We start from the raw sequence: 20,675 nt of genomic DNA, 5'->3' as shown, positions 1-20,675 counted from the left end.
TCGGTCTCCCTGTCCTTACAGGCTCAGCTCGGGAACGTCCAGGCGGCGGCCCTCGGCGGAGGACTTCAGGCCCAGCTCGGCCAGCTGCACGCCGCGCGCGCCCGCCAGCAGGTCCCAGGTGTAGGGCTCGTCCAGCACCACGTGGCGCAGGAACAGCTCCCACTGGGCCTTGAACCCGTTGTCGAACTCGGTGTTGTCCGGCACCTCCTGCCACTGCTCGCGGAACGCCTCGGTGACCGGCAGGTCCGGGTTCCACACCGGCTTGGGGGTGGCGGAGCGGTGCTGGACGCGGCAGTTGCGCAGCCCGGCGACGGCCGAGCCGTGGGTGCCGTCCACCTGGAACTCGACCAGCTCGTCGCGGTTGACGCGCACCGACCAGGAGGAGTTGATCTGGGCGACGGCGCCGCCGGCCAGCTGGAAGATGCCGTACGCGGAGTCGTCGGCGGTGGCCTCGTACGCGTTGCCCCGCTCGTCCCAGCGCCGCGGGATGTGGGTGGCGGTCAGCGCCTGGACGGTCTCCACGCGGCCGAACAGCTCGTGCAGCACGTACTCCCAGTGGGGGAACATGTCCACCACGATGCCGCCGCCGTCCTCGGAGCGGTAGTTCCACGACGGACGCTGGGCGGGCTGCCAGTCGCCCTCGAACACCCAGTAGCCGAACTCGCCGCGCACGGAGAGGATCTCGCCGAAGAAGCCGCCGTCGATGAGCCGCTTGAGCTTGAGCAGGCCCGGCAGGAACAGCTTGTCCTGGACGACGCCGTGCTTGATGCCGGCGTCGCGCGCCTGGCGGGCCAGCGCGAGGGCGCCGTCCAGACCGGTGGCGGTGGGCTTCTCGGTGTAGATGTGCTTGCCGGCGGCGATGGCCTTCTTCAGGGCCTCCTCGCGGGCGAGCGTGATCTGGGCGTCGAAGTAGATGTCGACGGAGTCGTCGGCGAGGACGGCGTCCAGGTCGGTGGAGATGTTCGAGGCGTCAAGACCGTGCCGGTCGGCGAGTTCCTTGAGGGCGTGCTCGCGGCGGCCGACCAGGATCGGCTCGGGCCAGATCACGGTGCCGTCGCCGAGCGGCAGGCCGCCCTGCTCGCGCAGCGCGAGGATCGAGCGGACGAGGTGCTGGCGGTATCCCATGCGCCCGGTGACGCCGTTCATGGCGATGCGGACGGTCCTGCGGTTCGGCGTGTCGGTCATGGGCCGGATTCCCTCCCGAAAGTGGCGGCGCGGCGGCCGTGTGGTGCGGCGGCGCGGTTAGTAAGCGCTTTCTACAGGACGAGACGCTAACCTGCCCACAGCGGATGGGACAAGTGGCAGCGCGGAAAGCGGCCAGGCGCGGAGAGCGGGGCGGAGCATGTCGGTGACGCTGGCGGACGTGGCGGCGCGGGCGGGAGTATCGGCGGCAACGGTCTCCCGGGTGCTCAACGGCAACTACCCGGTGGCCGGTTCCACCCGCTCCCGGGTGCTGCGCGCGGTCGACGAACTGGAGTACGTCGTCAACGGCCCGGCCAGCGCCCTCGCCGCCGCCACCTCCGACCTGGTCGGCGTGCTGGTCAACGACATCGCCGACCCGTTCTTCGGGGTGATGGCCAGCGCCATCCAGTCCCAGATCGGCCCGGCAGGCGACCACGACGCGGAGGCCCCGCACGGCCAGAAGATGGCCATCATCTGCAACACCGGTGGCTCCCCCGAGCGCGAACTCACCTATCTCACCCTGCTGCTGCGCCAGCGCGCCGCCGCGGTCGTCCTCACCGGCGGCACCGTCGAGGACCCCGACCACCTGGGCGCGCTCGCCACCCGGCTGCGCCGCCTGGAGGCGGGCGGCACCCGGGTGGTGCTGTGCGGGCGGCAGCCGCTGACCGCGGCGACCGACGGCGCCGCGCCCGGCGGCGCGCACGGCCCCGTACCCGGCCCCGAGGAGGACCCGGGGCCCGCGCCGGTCGCCCTCACCTTCGACAACTTCGGCGGCGCCCGCCGGCTCACCGGCCATCTGCTCGACCTCGGCCACCGCCGGATCGGCTACCTCGCCGGGCCCGCCGCCCGCACCACCACCCGGCAGCGCCTCGACGGCCACCGCGCGGCGCTCGCCGCGGCGGGCGCGGCCGGCGGCGAGGCCGGGACGCCGGAGGCGGAACGGCTGACGGTGCACGGCGGCTACGACCGGGCCTCCGGCTACGACGGCGCGCTGGAACTGCTGCGCCGCGAACCCGGCCTGACCGCCGTGGTCGCCGCCAACGACACGGTCGCCCTCGGCGCCTGCGCCGCCCTGCGCGAACGCGCCCTGCGCATCCCCGAGGACATCTCGGTGGCCGGGTTCGACGATCTGCCGTTCGCCATCGACGCGGCGCCCGCGCTCACCACCGTCCGCATCCCGCTGCACGAGGCCGGCGCCCGCGCCGGGCGGCTGGCGCTGGGCCGCGAGGAGGCCCCGGCGGGCCGGACAGCCACCCTCCCGGCCGATCTGATGGTGCGCGCCTCCACCGCCCCACCGCGCCCCTGACCCTTTCGCACCGAAGGTGCGACATGTCCCATCCGCGTTAGGGTGGGCGCGGAGGGTGACCCCATGGCTTCCTTGCGATCCCGCTTCCAGCGCCTCCGGCGGTTCCGGGGCGTCTCCGTCCTGACCCTGCTGCTCCTCTACGTCGCGGTCATCACGGTGGTCCAGTACGAGACGTCCTCCGGCCACCTCGCCCGCTACGCCAGCTTCTCGCTGCTCGCCCCGCTCGCCGCCGCCGGGCTGCTCAGCCTGTGGCAGGCCGCGCTCGTCGCCGTGGCCACCCTGGGCGCCGCCGCCACCGTGTACGGCTTCCACGTGCCGCAGCTGTCCGTCGGCGGCCGGTACACCGTCCTGACCTCGGTCGCGCTGGCCTGCCTGCTCAGCCTGCTGGTGTGCCACATCCGCGAGGACCGCGAACGCCGCGTCGCCCGGCTGACCATCGCCCGCGAACGGCTGACGCTGCTCAGCGAGGCCAGCAATCACATCGGCAGCACCCTGGACGTCCGCCGCACCGCCGCCGAGCTGACGGACGTCGCCGTCCCCCGGCTGGCCGATCTGGCCACCGTCGATCTGTACGGCGAGGTGCTGCGCGGCGAGGAACCCCCGGCCCAGCAGGTGCCGGGCCCGGTCACCCTGCACCGGGTGGCTCAGCGGTCGGTGCTGGAGGGCGCGCCGGAACTCATGCTGGAGGTCGGCGACACCCTGGAGTACCCGCCGCAGTCCCCGCACGGCCTGGCGGTGGCCGCCAGCGGCGAGTACCGGGCGCGGGTGCTGGACGCGGAGGCGGTCGCCGAGTGGTTCGCGCTGGACCCGGAGCGGGCGGCGCGGGTGCGGGAGCACGGCGTGCACTCGGGGCTGATGGTGCCGCTGCGGGCCCGGGGCGCGACCATGGGGGTGGCGATCTTCGGGCGGCACCGGCGGGCGGAGGGCTTCGACCAGGCGGACCTGCTGCTGGCCGAGGAGATCGGCGCCCGGGCGGCGGTGTGCCTGGACAACGCGCGGCGCTTCACCCACGAGCGGTCCACCTCGCTCACCCTCCAGCGGTCGCTGCTGCCGCGCGGCCGGCCCGACCTGGCCGCCGTGGAGGTGGCGTCGCGCTATCTGCCGGCCGATTCGATGATCGGGGTGGGCGGGGACTGGTTCGACGTGATCCCGCTGTCCGGCGCCCGGGTGGCGCTGGTGGTGGGCGACGTGGTGGGGCACGGGCTGTACGCCTCGGCCACCATGGGCCGGCTGCGGGCGACCGTCCGCACCCTGGCGGACATCGATCTGCCGCCCGACGAACTGCTCACCCACCTGGACGACGTGGTCATCCGGATGCGCGGCGAGAGCGAGGAGGAGGACGCGCAGGTCCCCGGCGGGGCCGGGGAGGGCCGCCCGATGGAGACCGGGGCGACGTGTCTGTACGCGGTGTACGACCCGGTGTCGCGGGTGTGCTCGCTGGCCAGGGCCGGTCACCCCTCCCCCGCGCTGGTGCTGCCGGACGGCACGGTCCAGTCGATCGAGCTGCCGGCCGGCCCGCCGCTGGGGCTCGGCGGGCTGCCGTTCGAGTCGGTGGAGATCACGCTGCCCGAGGGCAGTGTGCTCGCGCTGTACACGGACGGGCTGCTGGAGTCGCGCCGGCACGACCTGGACCAGGGCGTGGCCGAGCTGCACCAGTTGCTGGCGCACCCCGCGCCGACCCTGGAGGCGACCTGCGACACGGTCCTGAAGTCGCTGGTGGACGAACACCACACCGATGACATCGCGCTGCTGGTCGCCCGCACCAGGGCGCTGTCCCCCGCGCAGGTGTCCACCTGGGAGGTGCCGGCCGAGCCGACCGCCGTGGCGCGCGCCCGTGAACTGGCCTCCCGGCAGCTGACCAGCTGGGGGCTCCAGGACGCGGTGTTCACCACCGAACTGGTCGTCAGCGAGCTGGTCACCAACGCCATCCGGCACGCGGGCGGCCCCATCCAGCTGCGGGTCATCCGGCAGGGCGGAGTGATCTGCGAGGTCTCCGACGGCAGCAGCACCTCGCCGCACCTGCGCCGGGCGCGGGCGTACGACGAGAGCGGGCGCGGGCTGTTCATCGTCGCGCACCTGACGCAGCGGTGGGGCAGCCGGCAGAGCAGCACGGGGAAGACAATCTGGGCCGAGGTGCCGGACGAGCCGGGGGAGTTCCCGGGGCTCGCGGAGGTGCCGGCGATCTGAGAGGGCGGTGGATCACTGCCCGGGGGTCGGCTCCGGAGGTCCGCTCCGGACGGTCCGGCACCGGCGGCCGGCCCGGTGTGACGGACGGGCCGGCCGTACCCGAGGCCGTCCGCCGTGCGGCGGCGCCTTCAGCCCGCCATCCGCTCCACCCCCTCCACCCGCCTCGCCCGCCCTGCCCGCTCGGCCAGGCCGCGCGCGAACTCCCTGATCCGCGCCGTCTCATGGTCCCGGCGCCACACCAGGCCCAGCGCCGACGCGGGCAGATCACCGACCGGCAGGTAGACGATGTCGTCCCGCCGGTGGTACTCCCCCGTCGTCCCGCACAGCAGCATCCCGCCACGCCCGGCGGCCGTCAGGGACAGGCCCTCCTGGAGGGTGCGGACGACCGGGCCGCGCGGTACCGGCCGGCCGCCCGGGGTCCTGGTGGGGGCCTGCACCTCGCGCCAGTACTCCGGTGCCGGACCGGCGGCGGAGATCAGCGGGACGGTGGCCAGGTCCTCCGCCGTCAGCTTCCCGGCAGCACCGACGCCGGCCAGCGGGTGCCGTACCGACAGCGCCAGCCGGTGCCGCTGCCGGGAGAACACCGGCCCCAGCACCAGGTCCTTCTCCAGCACCGGCAACATCACCACCGCCGTGTCCACCTCCCCGCGCCGTACCGCCCCGAAGGGGTCCGACAGCGGCAGCTCGGCCAGCTCGACCTCCACCTCCGGGAACCGGTCCTGGAAGTCGGTGACCGTCTCCATCAGCGCCCCCACCCACGGCGCCTGGAAGCCGATCCGCAGCCGCCCCGCCATCCCGCGCGCCGCCGCTCGCGCCTCCTCGACCGCCGCCCGCAGCGCCCCGTACGCGGGGACCAGCGCCGCCCGGAAATCCACACCCAGCGGGGTCAGCGCCACACGACGGCTGGTGCGCTCCACCAGCCGGGCGCCCACGCGGCGTTCCAGCGCCGCGATCAGCTGGCTGACCCGGCTCTGCGACACATACAGCCGCTCGCTGGCGCGCCCGAAGTGCAGTTCCTCCGCCACCACCAGAAAGCACTCCAGCTCACGGATCTCCAGCCCGCCACCCACCACGCCTCGTCCCTTCGTTCGATGAGCTCCGCTCATGGAAGGGTGAGCGCTTCGCCGTTGTTCCCCGGCCACCGGCGCAGTTGGCTGGACGGCATGACGCAAGTAGAGAAAACAGCAGGTCAGCAACGGGATACCGGGTACTGGCCGAGGGTGGCTGCGGTGACCGCCGCCACCTTCACGGTGGTCACCTCGGAGATGCTGCCGGTGGGGTTGCTCACCCCGCTGGGGCGGGACCTCGGGGTCAGCGAAGGGCTGGCGGGGCTGTCGCTGACGGTCACCGGAGTGCTCGCGGCGCTGGCCGCCCCGCTGGTCGTCCCGGCAGCGCGCGGCGCCGACCGCCGGCACGTCCTGTGCGCGCTGATGCTGCTGCTGGCGGCGGCCAACGCCCTGTCGGCGTGGGCCCCCGGTTACGCCGTGCTGATGGGTGCCCGGGTGCTGGTCGGGGTGGCCATGGGCGGGGTGTGGGCGCTGGCGGCCGGGCTCGGCCCCCGGCTGGCGCCTCCGCGCACCGCCGGCCGAGCCACGTCGCTGATCTTCTCCGGGATCGCGGCGGCCTCGGTGCTCGGTGTGCCGGCCGGCGCCTACCTGGGCGAGCTGGCCGGCTGGCGCGCGGCGTTCACCGGCGGCGCGCTGCTGTCCCTGGCCGTGGCCGGGGCCCTCGCCGTCCTGCTGCCACCGCTGCCGCCGAGCGGCGGAGCGCCCGGTCTCGGCGGAGTGCTGCGACTGTTCGGCGACGCCGGGGTGCGGGCGCCGCTGCTCATCGTGGGACTGCTGGTGACCGGGCACTTCGCCGCGTACACCTACATCCGCCCGGTGCTGGAGGAGACGGCCGGGACGCGTGGCGCACTGCTGAGCGCGCTGCTGTTGCTGTACGGGGTGGCGGGCCTGGCCGGCACGTTCACGGCGGGCGCGGCGGTGGGCCGTACGGTACGCGGCACGGTGCTGGGGATCTGCGGCGTGCTGGGCGTGACGGTGCTGCTGGTGCCGTACGCCGCGCCGCTGCTGCTGGTGTGGGGGGTGGCGTACGGCGGGGTGGCGGTGGCCGGGCAGACCTGGGCGCAGCGGGCGGCGCCGTCACCACAGGCGCGGGAGGGGGCCGGTGCGCTGTTCGCCATGGTCATCAACGCGGCGATCGCGCTGGGGGCGCTGCTGGGCGGACGGGTGGCGGACGGTTTCGGCCCGGTGGCCACCATGTGGCTGGGCGGTGCGCTCGCGCTGGCGGCACTGGGAGTGACGGCGGCTGTCAGAGCACCGCAGTAGGGTCGGGTGGTATGACGACGGATCAGCAGCCGCACGCCCTCGCCACCGGACCGCTGGACGTCCGGCTGCTCGCGCTGGAACCGGGGCCGGAGGAGCGGACGTTCGGCGACGCGCCGGTCACGTACGCCCTGGTGGCGCTCCGGCACGAGGGGCGGCTGCTGCTGGTTCTGGAGCGGGAGCGGGGCACCTGGGAGCTGCCGGGCGGCGGCATCGACCCGGGGGAGACGCCGCGCGTGGCGGCGGCCCGTGAACTGCGGGAGGAGGCGGGCCAGGTGATCGCGCCCGAGGCGCTGCGCTTCGTGGGTTTCTCGAAGACCGCCTTCGCGGACCGCCCGGTGGCGTACGGGGCGGTCTTCGCGGCGGAGACCACGGCGGTGCGGCCGTTCACACCGAACGAGGAGATCGCGGCGATCCACTGGTGGTCGGGCGAACCGGAGATCCCGGGCGGCCTGTTGCAGACGGTGGACACCTACCTGGCCGAACGCGCCCGCAGCACACCCCCGGCGTAACGGCCGCCCGCGGCGGGCCCCGGCTCAGCCGACCTTGCGCAGCTCGCCGTCGTCGAAGACCGCCACCATGATGAGGTTGCCGCCGAGCGCCCGCACATAGCGGGCGATCACCTCACTGCCCGAGACCTGCCCGCTCTCGATCTGGGAGACGCGCCCCGCGCTGACCCCCATGCGGTCCGCCACCTGCTGCTGGGTCAGGCCACGCTCCTGCCGCATCTCGACGAGCCGCCAGGCGCGCGCCTCCGTGATCATGCGCCGCGCGCCCTCGTCGAAGGCTTCTGCCCCGCCGGCCAGTTGCTCGGCCCGTTCACGGTGGCCGCTGGCCGCCCAGCCGGTGTATCCGTTCACTGCCCCTTCTCCCTCTTCCGGTCCGTGAGGTACTCGGCGTACCGCCGCTCCGCCTCGGGGATCGCCCGGCGGTACCAGGCGTCCCAGTCGCCGGCCTTGTCGCCGGCCACCAGAAGAATGGCGCAGCGCCACGGGTCGAACATGAAGAGCACCCGCACCTCGCTCCGTCCCGCCGTTCCCGGACGGAGCTCTTTGAGGTTGTGCAGCACCGAGCCCTTCACCCGGTCCACCAGCGGCCTGCCCTCGCCGGGCCCCACCCGGGAGAGCACCAGAATGGCCTGGTTGACCAGCACGTACGACGCGGGGTCGGACTTCTCCAGGTCATTGAGTCACTGGTCCACCTGGTGTGTCAGGTAGATCTCCCAGCTCTCCTCCACTGTCGCACCCCCTCCCGTATTGAGCAATAGCTAAACACGGTGAGGCGCGGCGCTTCCGCCCTTTCGCTGATCTTCACCCGGTCGAGGGAAAGACACGCCCCCTGTCCGGACGCCGGTTCTCGCCCGCCGGGCGGCGCCGGCCGCCGGGCGGGGTCAGCCCACCGGGGCCCGCTCCGTCGCCGGGTGTTCGTCGCCGCCCGCGTACGTGCGCCACAGGGCCGCGTACCGGCCGCCGCGGGCCAGGAGTTCGGTGTGGGTGCCGTCCTCCACCACCGTGCCGCGGTCCAGGACCACCACCCGGTCGGCGCGGGCGGCGGTGGTGAGGCGGTGCGCCACCACCAGGGTGGTGCGGCGCACCGCGAGCCGGTCGGTGGCCCGGTTGACCAGGGCCTCGGTCGCCAGGTCGAGGGCGGCGGTGGCCTCGTCCAGCAGCAGGATGTCGGGGCGTACCAGTTCCGCGCGGGCCAGCGCGATCAGCTGCCGCTGCCCGGCGGACAGCGCCCGGCCGCGCTCCCCCACCGGCTGGTGGAAGCCGCCGGGCAGCGCGGCGATCATGTGGTGCGCGCCGACCGCGCGGGCCGCCGCCTCCACCTCGGCGTCGCTCGCGCCGGGGCGGCCGTAGGCGATGGCGTCGCGCACCGTGCCGTCGAAGAGGTACGGCTCCTGGGGGACGACGCCCAGCCGGTGCCGGTAGCCGCTGAGGTCGAGGTCGCGCAGGTCCGTGCCGTCCACCCGGACGGCGCCCCGGGTCGGGTCGTAGTAGCGGGCGACGAGTTTGACCAGGGTGGACTTGCCCGCGCCGGTCTCGCCGACGAAGGCGACGGTCTGCCCGGCCGGGATGGTCAGGTCGATGCCGCGCAGCGCCTCGGTGCCGTCCTCGGCGCCCCGGTAGGCGAACCGCACGCCGCGGAACTCCACCTCGCCGCGCAGCCGTTCCGGCACCGGCCGGGGCCGCTCGGCGGGCGGGGTGGTGGTGGGTTCGGCGAGCAGTTCCTGGATGCGGCCGAGGGAGACCACGGCCTGCTGGTAGCCGTCGAAGACCTGGGAGAGCTGCTGCACGGGGGCGAAGAACAGCTCGATGTACAGCAGATACGCCACCAGGGCGCCGGCGGTGAGGGTGCCGGCGCCGACCCGGCCCGCGCCGACCAGGAGGACCCCGGCGGTGGCGAGGGTGGCGAGCAGCTGCACGAACGGGAAGTACACGGAGATGAGCCACTGGCCGCGCAGCCGGGCCCGCCGGTAGCCGTCGGAGCGGTCGGTGAACCGCTCGTACCCGTCGCTCTCGCGGCGGAACGCCTGCACCATCCGCAGTCCGGCGACGGATTCCTGGAGGTCGGCGTTGACGCCGCTCACGCGTTCGCGCGCCAGCTCGTACGCCTTGACGCTGTGCCGCCGGAAGATGACGGTGCCGATGGTCAGCGGGATGAGGGTGGCGAGCACCACGAGGGCGAGCTGGACGTCGATGACGACCAGGACACCCATGATGCCGAAGAACGTCATGACCGCCACCAGCGCCTGGACCAGGCCGGTCTGGAGGAAGCTGGTCAGGGCGTCGACGTCGGTGGTCATCCGGGTCATGACCCGGCCGGTCAGCTCGCGCTCGTAGTAGTCGAGGCCGAGCCGCTGGAGCTGGGCGAAGATCTTGACGCGCAGGGAGTACAGGGCGCGCTCGCCGGTGCGTCCGACCGTGATCAGGCCGCCGGCCTGGGCGGCCCACTGGGCGAGGACCACGAGCAGCGCGAGGACGGCGGCGGCGGCCACCGCGCCGTACGCCGCCTTCTCCACGCCCTGGTCGATGCCGTGCCGGATGAGGACCGGCAGGAGCAGCGAGAACGCGGCGTCGGCGACAACCAGCAGCAGCGCGCACAGCAGCGGGACGCGCAGCCCGGCGAGCAGGCGGCGCAGGCCGTAGCCGCCGCGTTCGGGGCGGGCGGCGGCGGCCTCGTCGATGCCGGGGGTGTCGGTGGCCGGGGGCAGGGCCTCGACCTGGGCGAGGAGCGCCGGGTCGGCGGCGGTGCCGCCCATCAGGGCGGTGCTGCCGGTGTCGGGTCCCGCGGCCTCGCGCTGCCACAGGGCGGGGGTGGTGCCGTCCGGGCCGGGGCCCGCGTCCTCGTCCCCCTCGGCGGCGTATCCGGCGGGGTCGCGCGGGGCGGCGCCCCACTGCTCGGGGTCGCTCAGCAGCTGCCGGTACAGCGGGCTGCGGGCGGTGAGTTCGGCGTGGGTGCCGGTGTCGGCGAGCCGGCCGCCGTCCAGGACGGCGATGCGGTCGGCGAGCTGGAGGGTGGAGAGCCGGTGGGCGATGAGCAGGGTGGTGCGGTCGGCCATGACCGAGCGCAGCGCGTCGTGGATCTCGCGCTCCACGCGGGCGTCGACGGCGGAGGTGGCGTCGTCGAGGATGAGCAGCCGGGGGTCGGAGAGGATGGCGCGGGCGAGGGCGATGCGCTGGCGCTGGCCGCCGGAGAGGGTCATGCCCTGTTCGCCGACGACGGTGTCGTAGCCGTCGGGCAGGGCGCGGATGAACGCGTCGGCCTGGGCGGCGCGGGCGGCGGCGACCACCTGTTCCTCGGTGGCGTCGGGGTGGCCGTAGGCGAGGTTGGCGCGGATGGTGTCGGAGAAGAGGAAGCTGTCCTCGGGGACGAGGCCGATGGCGGCGCGCAGCGAGTCGTGGGTCAGCTCGCGGGTGTCGTGGCCGCCGATGCGGATGGTGCCGCTGTCGGGGTCGTAGAAGCGGGGCAGCAGCAGGGAGACGGTGGATTTGCCGCTGCCGGAGGGGCCGATGACGGCGAGGGTCTCGCCCGGTTCGATGCGCAGGGAGAGGTCGGTGAGGACGGGGTTGCCGGGGCCGTAGCCGAAGGACACCCGGTCGAACTCGACGCGGGCGGGGGCGTCGGCGGGCAGGGCGTGCGCGTCGGGGGCCTCGGTGATCTCGGGCTCGGCGTCGATGAGTTCCAGGACGCGTTCGACGCCGGCGCGGGCCTGCTGGCCGGTGGTGAGCACGAGGGTGAGCATCCGGACGGGGCCGACGAGCTGGGCGAGGTAGGTGGAGAAGGCGACGAAGGTGCCCAGCGAGATCTCGCCCCGGGTGGCGAGCCAGCCGCCGAGGGCCAGCATGGCGACCTGGCCGAGGGCGGGTACGGCGTTGAAGGCGGGGATGTAGCGGGCGGTGAGGCGTACGGTGCGCAGCCGGGCGGCGAACAGTTCGCGGCTGATGGCGCGGAGCTTGCCGCTCTCCTGTTCCTCCTGGCCGAAGCCCTTGACGACGCGGACGCCGGTGATCGCCCCGTCGACGACGCCGGCGACGGCGCCGGCCCGGTTCTGGGCGTGCCAGGTGGCGGGGTAGAGGGTGCGGCGGCTGCGGACGGCGATCCAGGACAGCAGGGGGATGACGGCGAGGGCGACGAGGGTGAGCAGCGGGGAGAGGACGAGCATCACGGTGAGGGAGACCGCGAAGAGCATGAAGTTGCCGATGACCATCGGCATCATGAAGAGCAGGTTCTGGATGAGGCTGAGGTCGGAGGTGGCGCGGCCGACGACCTGGCCGGTGGAGAGCTGGTCCTGGCGGCGGCCGTCCAGCCGGGTGAGGGAGCGGAACATCGCGGTGCGCAGGTCGTGCTGCACGTCGATGCCGAGCCGCCCGCCGTAGTAGCGGCGGGCGAAGGTGAGGCCGTAGATGACGAGGGCGGCGCCGATCAGCAGGGTGATCCACAGCGCGAGGCCGCCTTCGCCGGCCACGACGATGTCGTCGATGATGACCTTGGTGATGAGCGGCATGAGGGCCATGACGCCCATGCCGGCGAGTGAGGCGCCGAGGGAGAGCAGCATGTTGCGGCGGTGCCGCCAGCAGTACGCGGTGAGGCGTTTTATCCAGCCGTCCGTGCCGCTTCGATCGGTGTCCGCCACCTGTGTCCTCCCGAAGATCGCTGCCGCAGTGCTCAACACCAGCCTCGGGCCATTTCATCCCGCCGCAACAGTGTGAAGAAAAGGACGTGCGCGTTCCGCGCGACGGAACGTATCGTCTTATCCATGTCGTGCTTCAACTCGATCGTGAACGGGCCGCGCGCCGCCGCGTGGCCCGCCCAGCACACCCCCCGCCCGCGCGTGCGGCGTCCGGCCCTGGTCCGCCAGGACTCGCCCGACGCCTCAGCCGTCTGACCTCAGCTTTTTTCCCGAGTCCTCACGCCACCAGGGCCGTCCGGTGTCAGCACATCGACACGGACAGGCCCGCCGAACCGGGCGATGCCTGTCCTCACCCCGAGGACCGCATACGTGGCACGCCGCCGACTCACCCTGTCGCAGAACTTCCTGCATCACGCCCCCAGCATCCGGACGATCGTGCACGCTTCCGGCGTGCGCCCCGGCGCACTGGTGGTGGAACCGGGCGCCGGAGAGGGCCACCTCTCCCGCGCCCTGGCCGCCACCGCCGGCCGGGTCATCGCCTACGAGATCGACCGCACGCTGGCCGGCCGCTTCCCCGCCCACCCCCGCATCCGCCTCGTCCAGGGAGACTTCCTGCGCGCCACGCCGCCCCGCGAACCCTTCGCCGTGGTCGGCAACATCCCGTACTCACGGACCACCGACATCGTCCGCTGGTGCCTGGCCGCACCCCACCTGACCTCGGCCACTCTCCTCACCCAGCTGGAGTACGCCCGCAAACGCACCGGCGACTTCGGCAGCTGGCCCCTGCTGACCGTCCGCAACTGGCCCCGGTACGCCTGGCGGCTCGGCCCGCGCATCCACCGCCGGCACTTCGTGCCGGTCCCGCGCACCGACTCCGCCGTGCTGCACCTGGACCGCAGGGACCGCCCGCTGCTCCCGGCGGCCGAACTGGAGGCGTACGGGGCGTTCGTCGACCTCGGCTTCACCGGCCGGGGCGGCTCCCTGCACGCGACCCTGACCCACCACTACGGCCGCCGCCGCACCCGCGCCCTGGCCCTGGACCGCGCCCTGCCCTGCGGCCGGGTACCACCGGAGCGGTGGCTGCGGCTGTACCGGGAACTGGCCCACTGAGCCGCGCCGGCGACCGCCCGGGCGGGCTGCGGCCGGGGCCGACCGGGGTGCGGCCGGGCACTCGGCACCTGGCGAGGCGACTGGTACGGTATGTGGTACCACTTGCCGAAAGGGGTCCGCCCATGTCCATCACCGCGAGCGAGGCCAGAAGAGAACTCTTCCCGCTGATCAAGAAGGTCAACGAGGACCACGACGCCGTGGAGATCGTGTCCCGGCACGGCAATGCCGTCCTCCTGTCGGCCGAGGACTACGCCGCCCTGCGCGAAGGGTCCTACCTGCTGCGCTCCCCCGCCAACGCGCGCCGGCTGCTCAAGGCGTACGAGAACGCCCTGAGCGGGCGCGGCGTCAGCGAACGCGAACTGATCGACCCCGACGCACCGGACACCGGAACGGTGCCGGAGTGAGACTCGTCTTCGAGGATCAGGGCTGGGAGGACTACACCTCCTGGCTCAGGAACGACCGCAAGATGCTCGCCCGGATCAACAAGCTCATCGAGGACACCCGCCGTGACCCCTTCTCCGGCATCGGCAAGCCCGAGCCGCTGAAGTACCACCTGCCAGGCGCCTGGTCACGGCGGATCGACGACGAGCACCGCCTCGTCTACCTGGTCACCGACCGGGAGATCATCATCCTGGCCGCCCGCTACCACTACTGAACGGCGCCCCGCGGCACGGTGCCCAGTGCCCGAGCCCTTCCGCGATCCGGGCCGGGCTGGGCGACGACCGGCGCGGGCGGCACCCCCTACGCCACAGCCGCCGTCTCGTCGGGTGTGCAGCGGCGCGTCAGCTGGTCCAGGGGGACGTCGAGCACCTCGGCCAGTGCGGCGACGGTGAAGAAGGCGGGGGTCGGGGCCCGGCCGGACTCGATCTTGCGCAGGGTCTCGGGGGAGACGCCGGCGGCCATCGCGACTTCGGTCATGCTGCGTCCGCCGCGCGCCTCCCGCAGCAGCAGGCCGAGCCGCCGGCCGCGCTCGCGTTCCTCGGGCGTCAGGGGGTTGCGTACCATGCCCGTGATACTACCGGTATAGAAATTGGCGCGCCCCGGGCGGAAGCCCTCTCATGGCGGAGATCGAGACCGACGCGGACCCGGCCGCCGGTACCGAGGCGGCCCGCGCCGTCCGCTCGCGCGCCGCCCCCGTCGAGCACACCGTGGCCATCACTCACGACGGTCCCGGTATCCGCACCCTTCCCTGAGATCACAGCTCGGCGACAGGCGCCCACAACCACCCCCACCGGGGCGATACTGGCCGTATGCCGCCCCTGTCCTACGTGCCCTCCCGCCCGGAACTGACCGAACACCTCATACGCGCCCGGATCGCCGGAGACGTGGCCACCCCCCGGGAGAACAACCTCTCCCACTACCGGGAACTGGCCAACGGCAACCGGCACTACTGGCTGGGCCTGGAACTCGGCGACCGCTGGGCGGACGAGCAGGACGTGCTCGCCGTGATGGCCGAGCGCTGCGGCGTCAACGAGGACCCCGAGCACCGGCAGGGCCAGGACACCATCGACCCCGAGCTGACCATCGACGCCCTGGAGCGCGCGGCCACCACCCTGCGCAAGGCCGCCGACGGCCGGCAGCGGGTGCTGCTGGCCACCGGGCACCCGGGCGGGCTGCTGGACGTGCACGCCCGCACCGGCTTCGCGCTGGCCGCCGCCGGCTGCGACATCGTCAAGGTGCCGATCGGGCTCACCGCCGACGAGGGGGTGGTCGCGCAGATGGCCGGGGTGGCGATGTACGAGCGCGGCGCCACCCTGTGGCACACCCACTCCCCGCACCCGATGGCCGCCATCCTGGACGCCCTGGCGGCGGACGGCCAGGCGCCGCCGGATCTGGTGGTCGCCGACCACGGCTGGGCGGGCTGCGCCGCGCAGTACGGCATCGACGCCATCGGCTACGCGGACTGCAACGACCCGGCGCTCTTCCTCGCCGAGGCCGAGGGCACCCTGTCGGTCTGCGTCCCGCTGGACGATCACGTGACCAATCCGCGCTACTACGAGCCGATGACCGCCTACCTCCTGCACGCGGCCGGACTCGCGTAGGCTCCCGGGCGTGACGTCCGTGACGCGTACGAGCACGAGCACGAGAACGCCCAGGGACACCCGGCTGCGGGCCCTCGATCCGCTGCTGCCCGCCGTCCACGCCCTGCCGGAGCCCGCCGAGGGCGACATCACCTTCACCCTCCCGGGCGCCGAGGCCCGCTACCGGCGCCGCCGCCTGGACCCGGCGGCGTACGAGGCGAGCTGGTCGGCGCTCGACCGCCACCAACTGCACGCCCGGCTCACCGGCCCCGACCCGGCCCGCGCGCTGGACGGGCTGCTGGCCGCCTGGGACAAGCGGATGGCCGCCGGGGGCCACCCGGCCGGGGACGCCGAGGCGGTGTTCACCTGGCCGAGCCGGGACACCGAGGTCACCCCGGTGCTGCTGGCCCACGGCTTCACGCCGAAGACGGTGACGGCCGTCCGCACCACGGGCGCGCACCCCGCGGACACCGGCCCGCCCGGCGCCGGCGATCCGCTGGTCAGACCGCTGGTGCCGCGCGATCCGGCCGAGCTCGACCGGGCGGTCGCGCTGTGGCTGGACGAGCTGCGCTGGGACGAGCAGTTCGGCGGGACGGTACGGCGCGAGGCGTCCGGCCGGCACGCCCGGCAGCGGCTGGCGGACCCCGCCGCCTGGGTGTGGGTCGCCGAGCGGGACGGGCGGATCACCGGGCTGCTGCACGCCGAGCCGCCCGCGAACGCCGCCTGGGCCGCCCGGCTGACCTCCGGCCGCCGCGCGGGCTATCTCGCCACCCTGATGGTGGAGGCGGCCGACCGCGGCGCCGGTACCGGTACGGCCCTGGTCCGTACCGCGCACCTCGCCCTCGCCGAGGCGGGCGCCACCCACACGCTGCTGCACTACGCGGCCCTGAACCCGCTGTCCGGCCCGTTCTGGCACCGCGCCGGCTACCGACCGCTGTGGACCACCTGGGTCCGGCGGCCGGCACCGCACCGCTGACGGCGCGGCCCTCCCCCGTACGCCGGTACGCCGCCCGGCGCTACGCGCTCTCCTCCCGGGGGACGCGGACCACGCCCTCCTGGATCACCGACACCGCCAGCTGCCCGTCCCGGGTGAAGATCCGGCCGCGCGCCAGCCCGCGCCCGCCGCCCGACGTCGGCGAGTCCGTGTCGTACAGCAGCCACTCGTCCGCCCGGAACGGCCGGTGGAACCACATCGCGTGGTCCAGGCTGGCGCCCACCACATCGCCCACCGACCAGCCGCCGCGCCCGTGCGCGAGCAGCACCGAGTCCAGCAGCGTCATGTCGGAGACGTACGTCGCCAGGCAGATGTGCAGCATCGGGTCGTCGCGGTCGCCGTCCAGCTTGCCGTTGGTGCGGAACCACACCTGGGAGCGCGGCTCGCGCCGCCGGCCCGGCGTCGCGAACGGCGGCTCCGCCACGTACCGCAGGTCGACCGCGCGCCGTGCCTCCAGCAGCAGGTCCGCCACGGCCGGGTGCGCGAACCGGTCGGCGTACCGGCGCAGCACCTCCTCGCCGTCCGGCAGGGTCTCCGGGTCGGGGGCCGGCGGCATCGGCTCCTGGTGCTCCAGGCCGTCCTCGGGCAGCTGGAAGGACGCCGACAGATGGAAGATCGGCTGCCCGTGCTGGACCGCCACCACCCGGCGGGTGGCGAAGGAGCGGCCGTCGCGGATGCGGTCCACCGTGTAGACGATGGGGGCGCCCGGGTCGCCGCCGCGCAGGAAGTAGGAGTGCAGCGAGTGCGGCAGCCGGTCCGGATCGACCGTGCGGCAGGCGGCGACCAGGGCCTGGGCAGCGACCTGGCCCCCGAAGACCCGGGGGATGACCGAGGGGTGGCTGGCGCCCCGGAAGATGTCCTGCTCGATCCGCTCCAGATCGAGCAGGTCGAGAAGATACTGAAGAGTAGCGTCCATGGCGTCGATTCTCCCCGTTCGCCCGGCGAACGTGCGAAGGGCCCGGATCCTGATCGGATCCGGGCCCTTCGGCTTCCGTAGCGGGGACAGGATTTGAACCTGCGACCTCTGGGTTATGAGCCCAGCGAGCTACCGAGCTGCTCCACCCCGCGTCGTTGTGCCTTTACTGTAGCGTCCGCCACCGCCCGGGAGCAAATCAGCCGCCGGCGGCACCCGAACACACCGGGCAGCTGCCGTAGTACGTGACGGCCACCTCCGAGACGGTGAAGCCGTACCGCTCGTCCTCCGGCAGCGCGCGCAGCGGGTCGGTGGTGAGGCGTACGTCACGGATGGTGCCGCAGCCGGAGCAGACCAGGTGCTGGTGCGGATGGTGCGCGTTGGGGTCGTACCGCTTGGCACGGCCGTCGGTGGTGACCTCGATGATCTCGCCGAGCGCCACCAGTTCACCGAGGGTGTTGTAGACGGAGGCGCGCGAGATCTCCGGCAGGCGTGCGACAGCCCGCGCGTGCACCTCGTCGGCCGTGTAGTGGACGTGCTCCCCGTCCAGTACCTCGGCGATGACGCGCCGCTGCGCGGTGAGCCGCCAGCCCCGGTCCCGGAGTCGTTGTAGCAGGTCACTCATGGTTCCACCCTAGCGTGAGCCTCCCGAGGCCCTGATGCGATACGAGTTCGGGCCACGTCTTGACTTGGACAAAGTCCAATATAGGATCGGATTCAGCGGAGGCCAAGAGTCCGCACCGAAGTCGCCGAGGATTGCATGAACGAAGGGCGTGAACAGGGATGACCGACCAGACCGCGGCGGGACCGCTCACCACGGAGGCCGGGGCGCCGGTAGCCGACAACCAGAACAGCCAGACGGCGGGCGCGGGCGGCCCGGGCCTGATCCAGGACCAGCTGCTCATCGAGAAGCTGGCCCACTTCAACCGGGAGCGCATCCCCGAGCGCATCGTGCACGCGCGCGGCGCCGGCGCGTACGGCACCTTCACGGTCACGGCCGACGTCACGCCGTACACCCGGGCGAAGTTCCTGTCGGAGATCGGCAAGGAGACCGAGGTCTTCCTGCGCTTCTCCACCGTGGCCGGCAACCTGGGCGCCGCCGACGCCGTCCGTGACCCGCGTGGCTTCGCGCTGAAGTTCTACACGGAGGACGGCAACTACGACCTGGTCGGGAACAACACCCCGGTGTTCTTCATCAAGGACGCCATCAAGTTCCCCGACTTCATCCACACCCAGAAGCGCGACCCGTACACCGGCTCCCAGGAGGCGGACAACGTCTGGGACTTCTGGGGTCTGTCGCCCGAGTCCACCCACCAGGTGACCTGGCTGTTCGGCGACCGGGGCATCCCGGCCTCCTACCGGCACATGGACGGGTTCGGCTCGCACACCTTCCAGTGGACGAACGAGGCCGGCGAGGTCTTCTGGGTCAAGTACCACTTCAAGACCGACCAGGGCATCAAGAACCTGACCTCGGAGGAGGCGGCGGTGCTGGCCGGGCAGGACCCGGACAGCCACCAGCGCGACCTGCGCGTCTCCATCGAGAACGGTGACTTCCCGACCTGGACCGTGCAGGTGCAGATCATGCCGGCGGAGGAAGCGGCGAACTACCGCTTCAACCCGTTCGACCTCACCAAGGTGTGGCCGCACGCGGACTACCCGCCGATCGAGATCGGCAAGCTGGAGCTGAACCGCAACCCGCAGAACATCTTCGCCGAGGTCGAGCAGTCGATCTTCTCCCCGCACCACTTCGTGCCGGGCATCGGCCCCTCGCCCGACAAGATGCTCCAGGGCCGGCTGTTCGCCTACGGCGACGCCCACCGCTACCGGGTCGGCATCAACGCCGACCACCTGCCGGTCAACCGCCCGCACGCCACCGAGGCCCGTACCCACGGCCGGGACGGTGTGATGTACGACGGCCGGCACGGCGGCGCGAAGAACTACGAGCCGAACTCCTTCGGCGGCCCGGCCGAGACCGGCCGCCCGCTGTGGGCGCCGACCCCGGTCACCGGCACCGCCGACGGGCACGAGGCGCCCTCGCACGCCGAGGACGACGACTTCGTGCAGGCCGGCAACCTCTACCGGCTGATGTCGGAGGACGAGAAGGAACGCCTGATCAACAACCTGGCCGGCTTCATCGCCCAGGTGTCGCGGGACGACATCGCCGAGCGCGCGATCGAGAACTTCCGCCGGGCGGACGAAGACTACGGCAAGCGACTCCAGACCGCGGTTCAGGCCCTCCGCGGCTGACCGGCGCCTGCCGTACCCCACCGGAGCGGCCGTTCCCCGTGGGCGGGGACGGCCGCTCCGGCCTGTCCGGGCGCGGGCCGGCCGAAGCGGCGCCGGGGCGCGCGCTCGGGCGGACGGCCGTCCGTACGGGGCGCCGTACGCGTACGGAGCGGTGACGGCGCCCGGTGGTGCCTCAGTCGGCGCCCGGCACGTACCCGAGATGCGCCAGCAGCACCTCGTGCAGCAGCCCGTTCGAGGCGGCGCCGTCCACGCCGAGCGGCCCGTCCGTCCCGTCCAGGCCGGTGAACCGGCCGCCCGCCTCCGTGACGATGATGGCGTTGGCCGCCATGTCCCACACCGACAGCTCCGGTTCCGCGCACAGATCGACCGATCCCTCGGCGACCATCATGTACGGCCAGAAGTCCCCGTACGCCCGGGTCCGCCACACCTTGCGGGACAGTTCCAGGAAGCTGCCGAGCTTCCCGCGCTCCTGCCAGCCGGTCAGCGAGGAGTACGCGAACGACGCGTCCGCCGCGTCCGCGACCTGCGAGACCCGGATCCGGGTGGCCGAGGTCAGCCCGCGCCCGGTGTACGCGCCGGTGCCCAGCGCCGCCCACCAGCGCCGGTGCAGCGCCGGCGCGGAGACGACCCCGACGACCGGGCGCTCCCTGCCGTCCTCGTCCTGCTCCAGCAGCGCGATGAGTGTGGCCCACACCGGCACACCGCGCACATAGTTCTTGGTGCCGTCGATCGGATCGACGATCCAGCGCCGTCCGGTGCCGCCGCCCTGCGTGGTGCCGTACTCCTCCCCCAGCACCGTGTCCCGGGGCCGGGCCCGGCCCAGCTGGGAACGGATCAGCTCCTCCACCGCCCGGTCCGCCTCGGTGACCGGCGTCATATCGGGTTTGGTGGCCACCTGGAGGTCGATCGCCTTGAACCGGTCCATGGTGAGCGCGTCGGCGGCGTCCGCCAGCACATGGGCCAGCCGCAGATCGTCGTGGTAGTCGGCCATGCGCACCAGTATCCCCGGCCGTTCAGTACGCCCCCGTCTCCCCCCGGTCGCGCAGCAGCCACAGGCCGGTGCCGGAGGCGAGCACCGTCAGCCCGGAGACGAGGGACAGCACGATCTGGAGCGGGCCGTCGGACAGCGTGAGATTGATGACCGGGTTGATGATCAGGGCGAGGACAAAGACGCACCACAGCAATGACTTCATGCCGTCAGTCTGGTGCGCGGGGCGGGCCGTGCCCATCCGGTGGGCTCCCGGACCGATGGTG

At 73.3% G+C, this 20,675-nt stretch carries 22 protein-coding genes and 1 tRNA gene; 12 read left to right on the top strand and 11 right to left on the bottom strand.

Annotated elements, in window-relative coordinates; genetic code table 11:
• Positions 1 to 15: 15 nt before the first annotated feature.
• Positions 16 to 1,185 carry a Gfo/Idh/MocA family protein gene (locus tag BM385_RS16305; RefSeq protein WP_019435702.1) on the bottom strand — a complete coding sequence of 390 codons (1,170 nt, stop codon included), beginning with the start codon at positions 1,183 to 1,185 and terminating at the stop codon, positions 16 to 18.
• Between the two features lie 157 nt (positions 1,186 to 1,342).
• Between BM385_RS16305 and BM385_RS16300 the strand changes: the two genes are divergently transcribed.
• Both BM385_RS16300 and BM385_RS16295 read left to right on the top strand, forming a co-directional pair.
• Positions 1,343 to 2,488: a LacI family DNA-binding transcriptional regulator gene (locus BM385_RS16300; protein ID WP_093843470.1), complete on the top strand. Its 1,146-nt coding sequence runs from the start codon at positions 1,343 to 1,345 to the stop codon at positions 2,486 to 2,488.
• Positions 2,489 to 2,551: 63 nt separating this feature from the next.
• On the top strand, positions 2,552 to 4,675 hold the full coding sequence (locus tag BM385_RS16295) for an ATP-binding SpoIIE family protein phosphatase (protein ID WP_093843469.1): 2,124 nt from the start codon (positions 2,552 to 2,554) through the stop codon (positions 4,673 to 4,675).
• A 128-nt stretch (positions 4,676 to 4,803) separates the two neighbouring features.
• Here the strand turns inward: BM385_RS16295 and BM385_RS16290 are convergent, their stop codons facing one another.
• Entirely contained in the window at positions 4,804 to 5,781 is a 978-nt protein-coding gene (locus BM385_RS16290) for a LysR family transcriptional regulator (RefSeq protein WP_093843468.1), read from the bottom strand.
• 114 nt (positions 5,782 to 5,895) lie between these two features.
• On the opposite strand from BM385_RS16290, the gene BM385_RS16285 reads away from it, so the two are divergent.
• Positions 5,896 to 7,005, top strand: coding sequence for an MFS transporter (locus BM385_RS16285; RefSeq protein WP_380979082.1), 1,110 nt, complete (start codon positions 5,896 to 5,898; stop codon positions 7,003 to 7,005).
• Positions 7,006 to 7,016: 11 nt separating this feature from the next.
• The gene (locus BM385_RS16280) at positions 7,017 to 7,514 is read left to right on the top strand and encodes an NUDIX domain-containing protein (RefSeq protein ID WP_093843466.1); all 498 of its coding nucleotides are present in this window, start codon (positions 7,017 to 7,019) and stop codon (positions 7,512 to 7,514) included.
• A 24-nt stretch (positions 7,515 to 7,538) separates the two neighbouring features.
• Here BM385_RS16280 and BM385_RS16275 read toward each other — a convergent pair whose 3' ends face one another.
• The 3 genes from BM385_RS16275 to BM385_RS16265 all read right to left on the bottom strand — a co-directional run bounded on the left by BM385_RS16275 (position 7,539) and on the right by BM385_RS16265 (position 12,139).
• Positions 7,539 to 7,862 carry a helix-turn-helix domain-containing protein gene (locus BM385_RS16275; RefSeq protein WP_019435697.1) on the bottom strand — a complete coding sequence of 108 codons (324 nt, stop codon included), beginning with the start codon at positions 7,860 to 7,862 and terminating at the stop codon, positions 7,539 to 7,541.
• The gene (locus BM385_RS16270; protein ID WP_093843465.1) at positions 7,859 to 8,182 is read right to left on the bottom strand and encodes a type II toxin-antitoxin system RelE/ParE family toxin; all 324 of its coding nucleotides are present in this window, start codon (positions 8,180 to 8,182) and stop codon (positions 7,859 to 7,861) included. Before BM385_RS16270 ends, BM385_RS16275 begins: the two co-directional genes overlap by 4 nt.
• 210 nt (positions 8,183 to 8,392) lie before the next feature.
• Positions 8,393 to 12,139 carry an ABC transporter ATP-binding protein gene (locus BM385_RS16265; RefSeq protein ID WP_093843464.1) on the bottom strand — a complete coding sequence of 1,249 codons (3,747 nt, stop codon included), beginning with the start codon at positions 12,137 to 12,139 and terminating at the stop codon, positions 8,393 to 8,395.
• 123 nt (positions 12,140 to 12,262) lie between these two features.
• Here BM385_RS16265 and BM385_RS28225 point away from each other — a divergent pair, with 123 nt between their 5' ends.
• The 4 genes from BM385_RS28225 to BM385_RS16250 all read left to right on the top strand — a co-directional run bounded on the left by BM385_RS28225 (position 12,263) and on the right by BM385_RS16250 (position 13,901).
• Complete coding sequence (locus tag BM385_RS28225; RefSeq protein ID WP_259453444.1) at positions 12,263 to 12,391, top strand: hypothetical protein; 129 nt, start codon at positions 12,263 to 12,265, stop codon at positions 12,389 to 12,391.
• 84 nt (positions 12,392 to 12,475) lie between these two features.
• Entirely contained in the window at positions 12,476 to 13,246 is a 771-nt protein-coding gene (gene erm, locus BM385_RS16260) for a 23S ribosomal RNA methyltransferase Erm (protein WP_380979086.1), read from the top strand.
• Between the two features lie 122 nt (positions 13,247 to 13,368).
• Positions 13,369 to 13,650 carry a type II toxin-antitoxin system Phd/YefM family antitoxin gene (locus tag BM385_RS16255; protein ID WP_093843462.1) on the top strand — a complete coding sequence of 94 codons (282 nt, stop codon included), beginning with the start codon at positions 13,369 to 13,371 and terminating at the stop codon, positions 13,648 to 13,650.
• Positions 13,647 to 13,901 carry a Txe/YoeB family addiction module toxin gene (locus BM385_RS16250; protein WP_093843461.1) on the top strand — a complete coding sequence of 85 codons (255 nt, stop codon included), beginning with the start codon at positions 13,647 to 13,649 and terminating at the stop codon, positions 13,899 to 13,901. The genes BM385_RS16255 and BM385_RS16250 overlap by 4 nt, the downstream gene beginning before the upstream one ends.
• 86 nt (positions 13,902 to 13,987) lie before the next feature.
• Here BM385_RS16250 and BM385_RS16245 read toward each other — a convergent pair whose 3' ends face one another.
• Entirely contained in the window at positions 13,988 to 14,251 is a 264-nt protein-coding gene (locus tag BM385_RS16245) for a helix-turn-helix domain-containing protein (RefSeq protein ID WP_019435690.1), read from the bottom strand.
• Positions 14,252 to 14,304: 53 nt separating this feature from the next.
• Here BM385_RS16245 and BM385_RS28220 point away from each other — a divergent pair, with 53 nt between their 5' ends.
• From BM385_RS28220 to BM385_RS16235, 3 genes are read left to right on the top strand one after another with little or no spacing between them, the layout of a single operon-like run.
• Positions 14,305 to 14,439 carry a hypothetical protein gene (locus BM385_RS28220; protein ID WP_019435689.1) on the top strand — a complete coding sequence of 45 codons (135 nt, stop codon included), beginning with the start codon at positions 14,305 to 14,307 and terminating at the stop codon, positions 14,437 to 14,439.
• Between the two features lie 57 nt (positions 14,440 to 14,496).
• Positions 14,497 to 15,288, top strand: coding sequence for a phosphatase (locus BM385_RS16240; RefSeq protein ID WP_019435688.1), 792 nt, complete (start codon positions 14,497 to 14,499; stop codon positions 15,286 to 15,288).
• A 10-nt stretch (positions 15,289 to 15,298) separates the two neighbouring features.
• Positions 15,299 to 16,243: a GNAT family N-acetyltransferase gene (locus BM385_RS16235; protein WP_139275183.1), complete on the top strand. Its 945-nt coding sequence runs from the start codon at positions 15,299 to 15,301 to the stop codon at positions 16,241 to 16,243.
• Positions 16,244 to 16,283: 40 nt separating this feature from the next.
• Here the strand turns inward: BM385_RS16235 and tesB are convergent, their stop codons facing one another.
• The 3 genes from tesB to BM385_RS16220 form a co-directional block, all read right to left on the bottom strand.
• Positions 16,284 to 17,177 carry an acyl-CoA thioesterase II gene (gene tesB, locus BM385_RS16230; protein WP_019435686.1) on the bottom strand — a complete coding sequence of 298 codons (894 nt, stop codon included), beginning with the start codon at positions 17,175 to 17,177 and terminating at the stop codon, positions 16,284 to 16,286.
• 78 nt (positions 17,178 to 17,255) lie between these two features.
• Positions 17,256 to 17,329, bottom strand: a tRNA-Met gene (locus BM385_RS16225).
• Positions 17,330 to 17,373: 44 nt separating this feature from the next.
• Positions 17,374 to 17,799 carry a Fur family transcriptional regulator gene (locus BM385_RS16220; RefSeq protein ID WP_019435685.1) on the bottom strand — a complete coding sequence of 142 codons (426 nt, stop codon included), beginning with the start codon at positions 17,797 to 17,799 and terminating at the stop codon, positions 17,374 to 17,376.
• Positions 17,800 to 17,957: 158 nt separating this feature from the next.
• On the opposite strand from BM385_RS16220, the gene BM385_RS16215 reads away from it, so the two are divergent.
• Positions 17,958 to 19,421: a catalase gene (locus BM385_RS16215; RefSeq protein ID WP_019435684.1), complete on the top strand. Its 1,464-nt coding sequence runs from the start codon at positions 17,958 to 17,960 to the stop codon at positions 19,419 to 19,421.
• Positions 19,422 to 19,593: 172 nt separating this feature from the next.
• On the opposite strand, the gene hisN is transcribed toward BM385_RS16215, so the two are convergent.
• Entirely contained in the window at positions 19,594 to 20,412 is an 819-nt protein-coding gene (gene hisN / locus BM385_RS16210; protein ID WP_019435683.1) for a histidinol-phosphatase, read from the bottom strand.
• A 22-nt stretch (positions 20,413 to 20,434) separates the two neighbouring features.
• Positions 20,435 to 20,614: a hypothetical protein gene (locus BM385_RS16205; protein WP_026047768.1), complete on the bottom strand. Its 180-nt coding sequence runs from the start codon at positions 20,612 to 20,614 to the stop codon at positions 20,435 to 20,437.
• Positions 20,615 to 20,675: the final 61 nt, after the last annotated feature.

Origin of the sequence: Streptomyces harbinensis, assembly GCF_900116145.1 — a bacterium.
GTDB classification, from domain to species: Bacteria; Actinomycetota; Actinomycetes; order Streptomycetales; family Streptomycetaceae; genus Streptomyces; species Streptomyces carpaticus.
Note: the sequence above shows the minus strand (reverse complement) of the source record. Positions and strands in the feature narration are given on the sequence as shown.

Coding starts and splice junctions, on each gene's coding strand:
- BM385_RS16305 (WP_019435702.1), bottom strand. CDS start 1,185: ATGACCGACACGCCGAACCGCAGGACCGTCCGCATCGCCATGAACGGC.
- BM385_RS28225 (WP_259453444.1), top strand. CDS start 12,263: ATGTCGTGCTTCAACTCGATCGTGAACGGGCCGCGCGCCGCCGCGTGG.
- BM385_RS16205 (WP_026047768.1), bottom strand. CDS start 20,614: ATGAAGTCATTGCTGTGGTGCGTCTTTGTCCTCGCCCTGATCATCAAC.
- BM385_RS16215 (WP_019435684.1), top strand. CDS start 17,958: ATGACCGACCAGACCGCGGCGGGACCGCTCACCACGGAGGCCGGGGCG.
- hisN (WP_019435683.1), bottom strand. CDS start 20,412: ATGGCCGACTACCACGACGATCTGCGGCTGGCCCATGTGCTGGCGGAC.
- BM385_RS16255 (WP_093843462.1), top strand. CDS start 13,369: ATGTCCATCACCGCGAGCGAGGCCAGAAGAGAACTCTTCCCGCTGATC.
- BM385_RS28220 (WP_019435689.1), top strand. CDS start 14,305: ATGGCGGAGATCGAGACCGACGCGGACCCGGCCGCCGGTACCGAGGCG.
- BM385_RS16290 (WP_093843468.1), bottom strand. CDS start 5,781: ATGAGCGGAGCTCATCGAACGAAGGGACGAGGCGTGGTGGGTGGCGGG.
- BM385_RS16245 (WP_019435690.1), bottom strand. CDS start 14,251: ATGGTACGCAACCCCCTGACGCCCGAGGAACGCGAGCGCGGCCGGCGG.
- BM385_RS16295 (WP_093843469.1), top strand. CDS start 2,552: ATGGCTTCCTTGCGATCCCGCTTCCAGCGCCTCCGGCGGTTCCGGGGC.
- BM385_RS16240 (WP_019435688.1), top strand. CDS start 14,497: ATGCCGCCCCTGTCCTACGTGCCCTCCCGCCCGGAACTGACCGAACAC.
- BM385_RS16300 (WP_093843470.1), top strand. CDS start 1,343: ATGTCGGTGACGCTGGCGGACGTGGCGGCGCGGGCGGGAGTATCGGCG.
- tesB (WP_019435686.1), bottom strand. CDS start 17,177: ATGGACGCTACTCTTCAGTATCTTCTCGACCTGCTCGATCTGGAGCGG.
- erm (WP_380979086.1), top strand. CDS start 12,476: ATGCCTGTCCTCACCCCGAGGACCGCATACGTGGCACGCCGCCGACTC.
- BM385_RS16280 (WP_093843466.1), top strand. CDS start 7,017: ATGACGACGGATCAGCAGCCGCACGCCCTCGCCACCGGACCGCTGGAC.
- BM385_RS16220 (WP_019435685.1), bottom strand. CDS start 17,799: ATGAGTGACCTGCTACAACGACTCCGGGACCGGGGCTGGCGGCTCACC.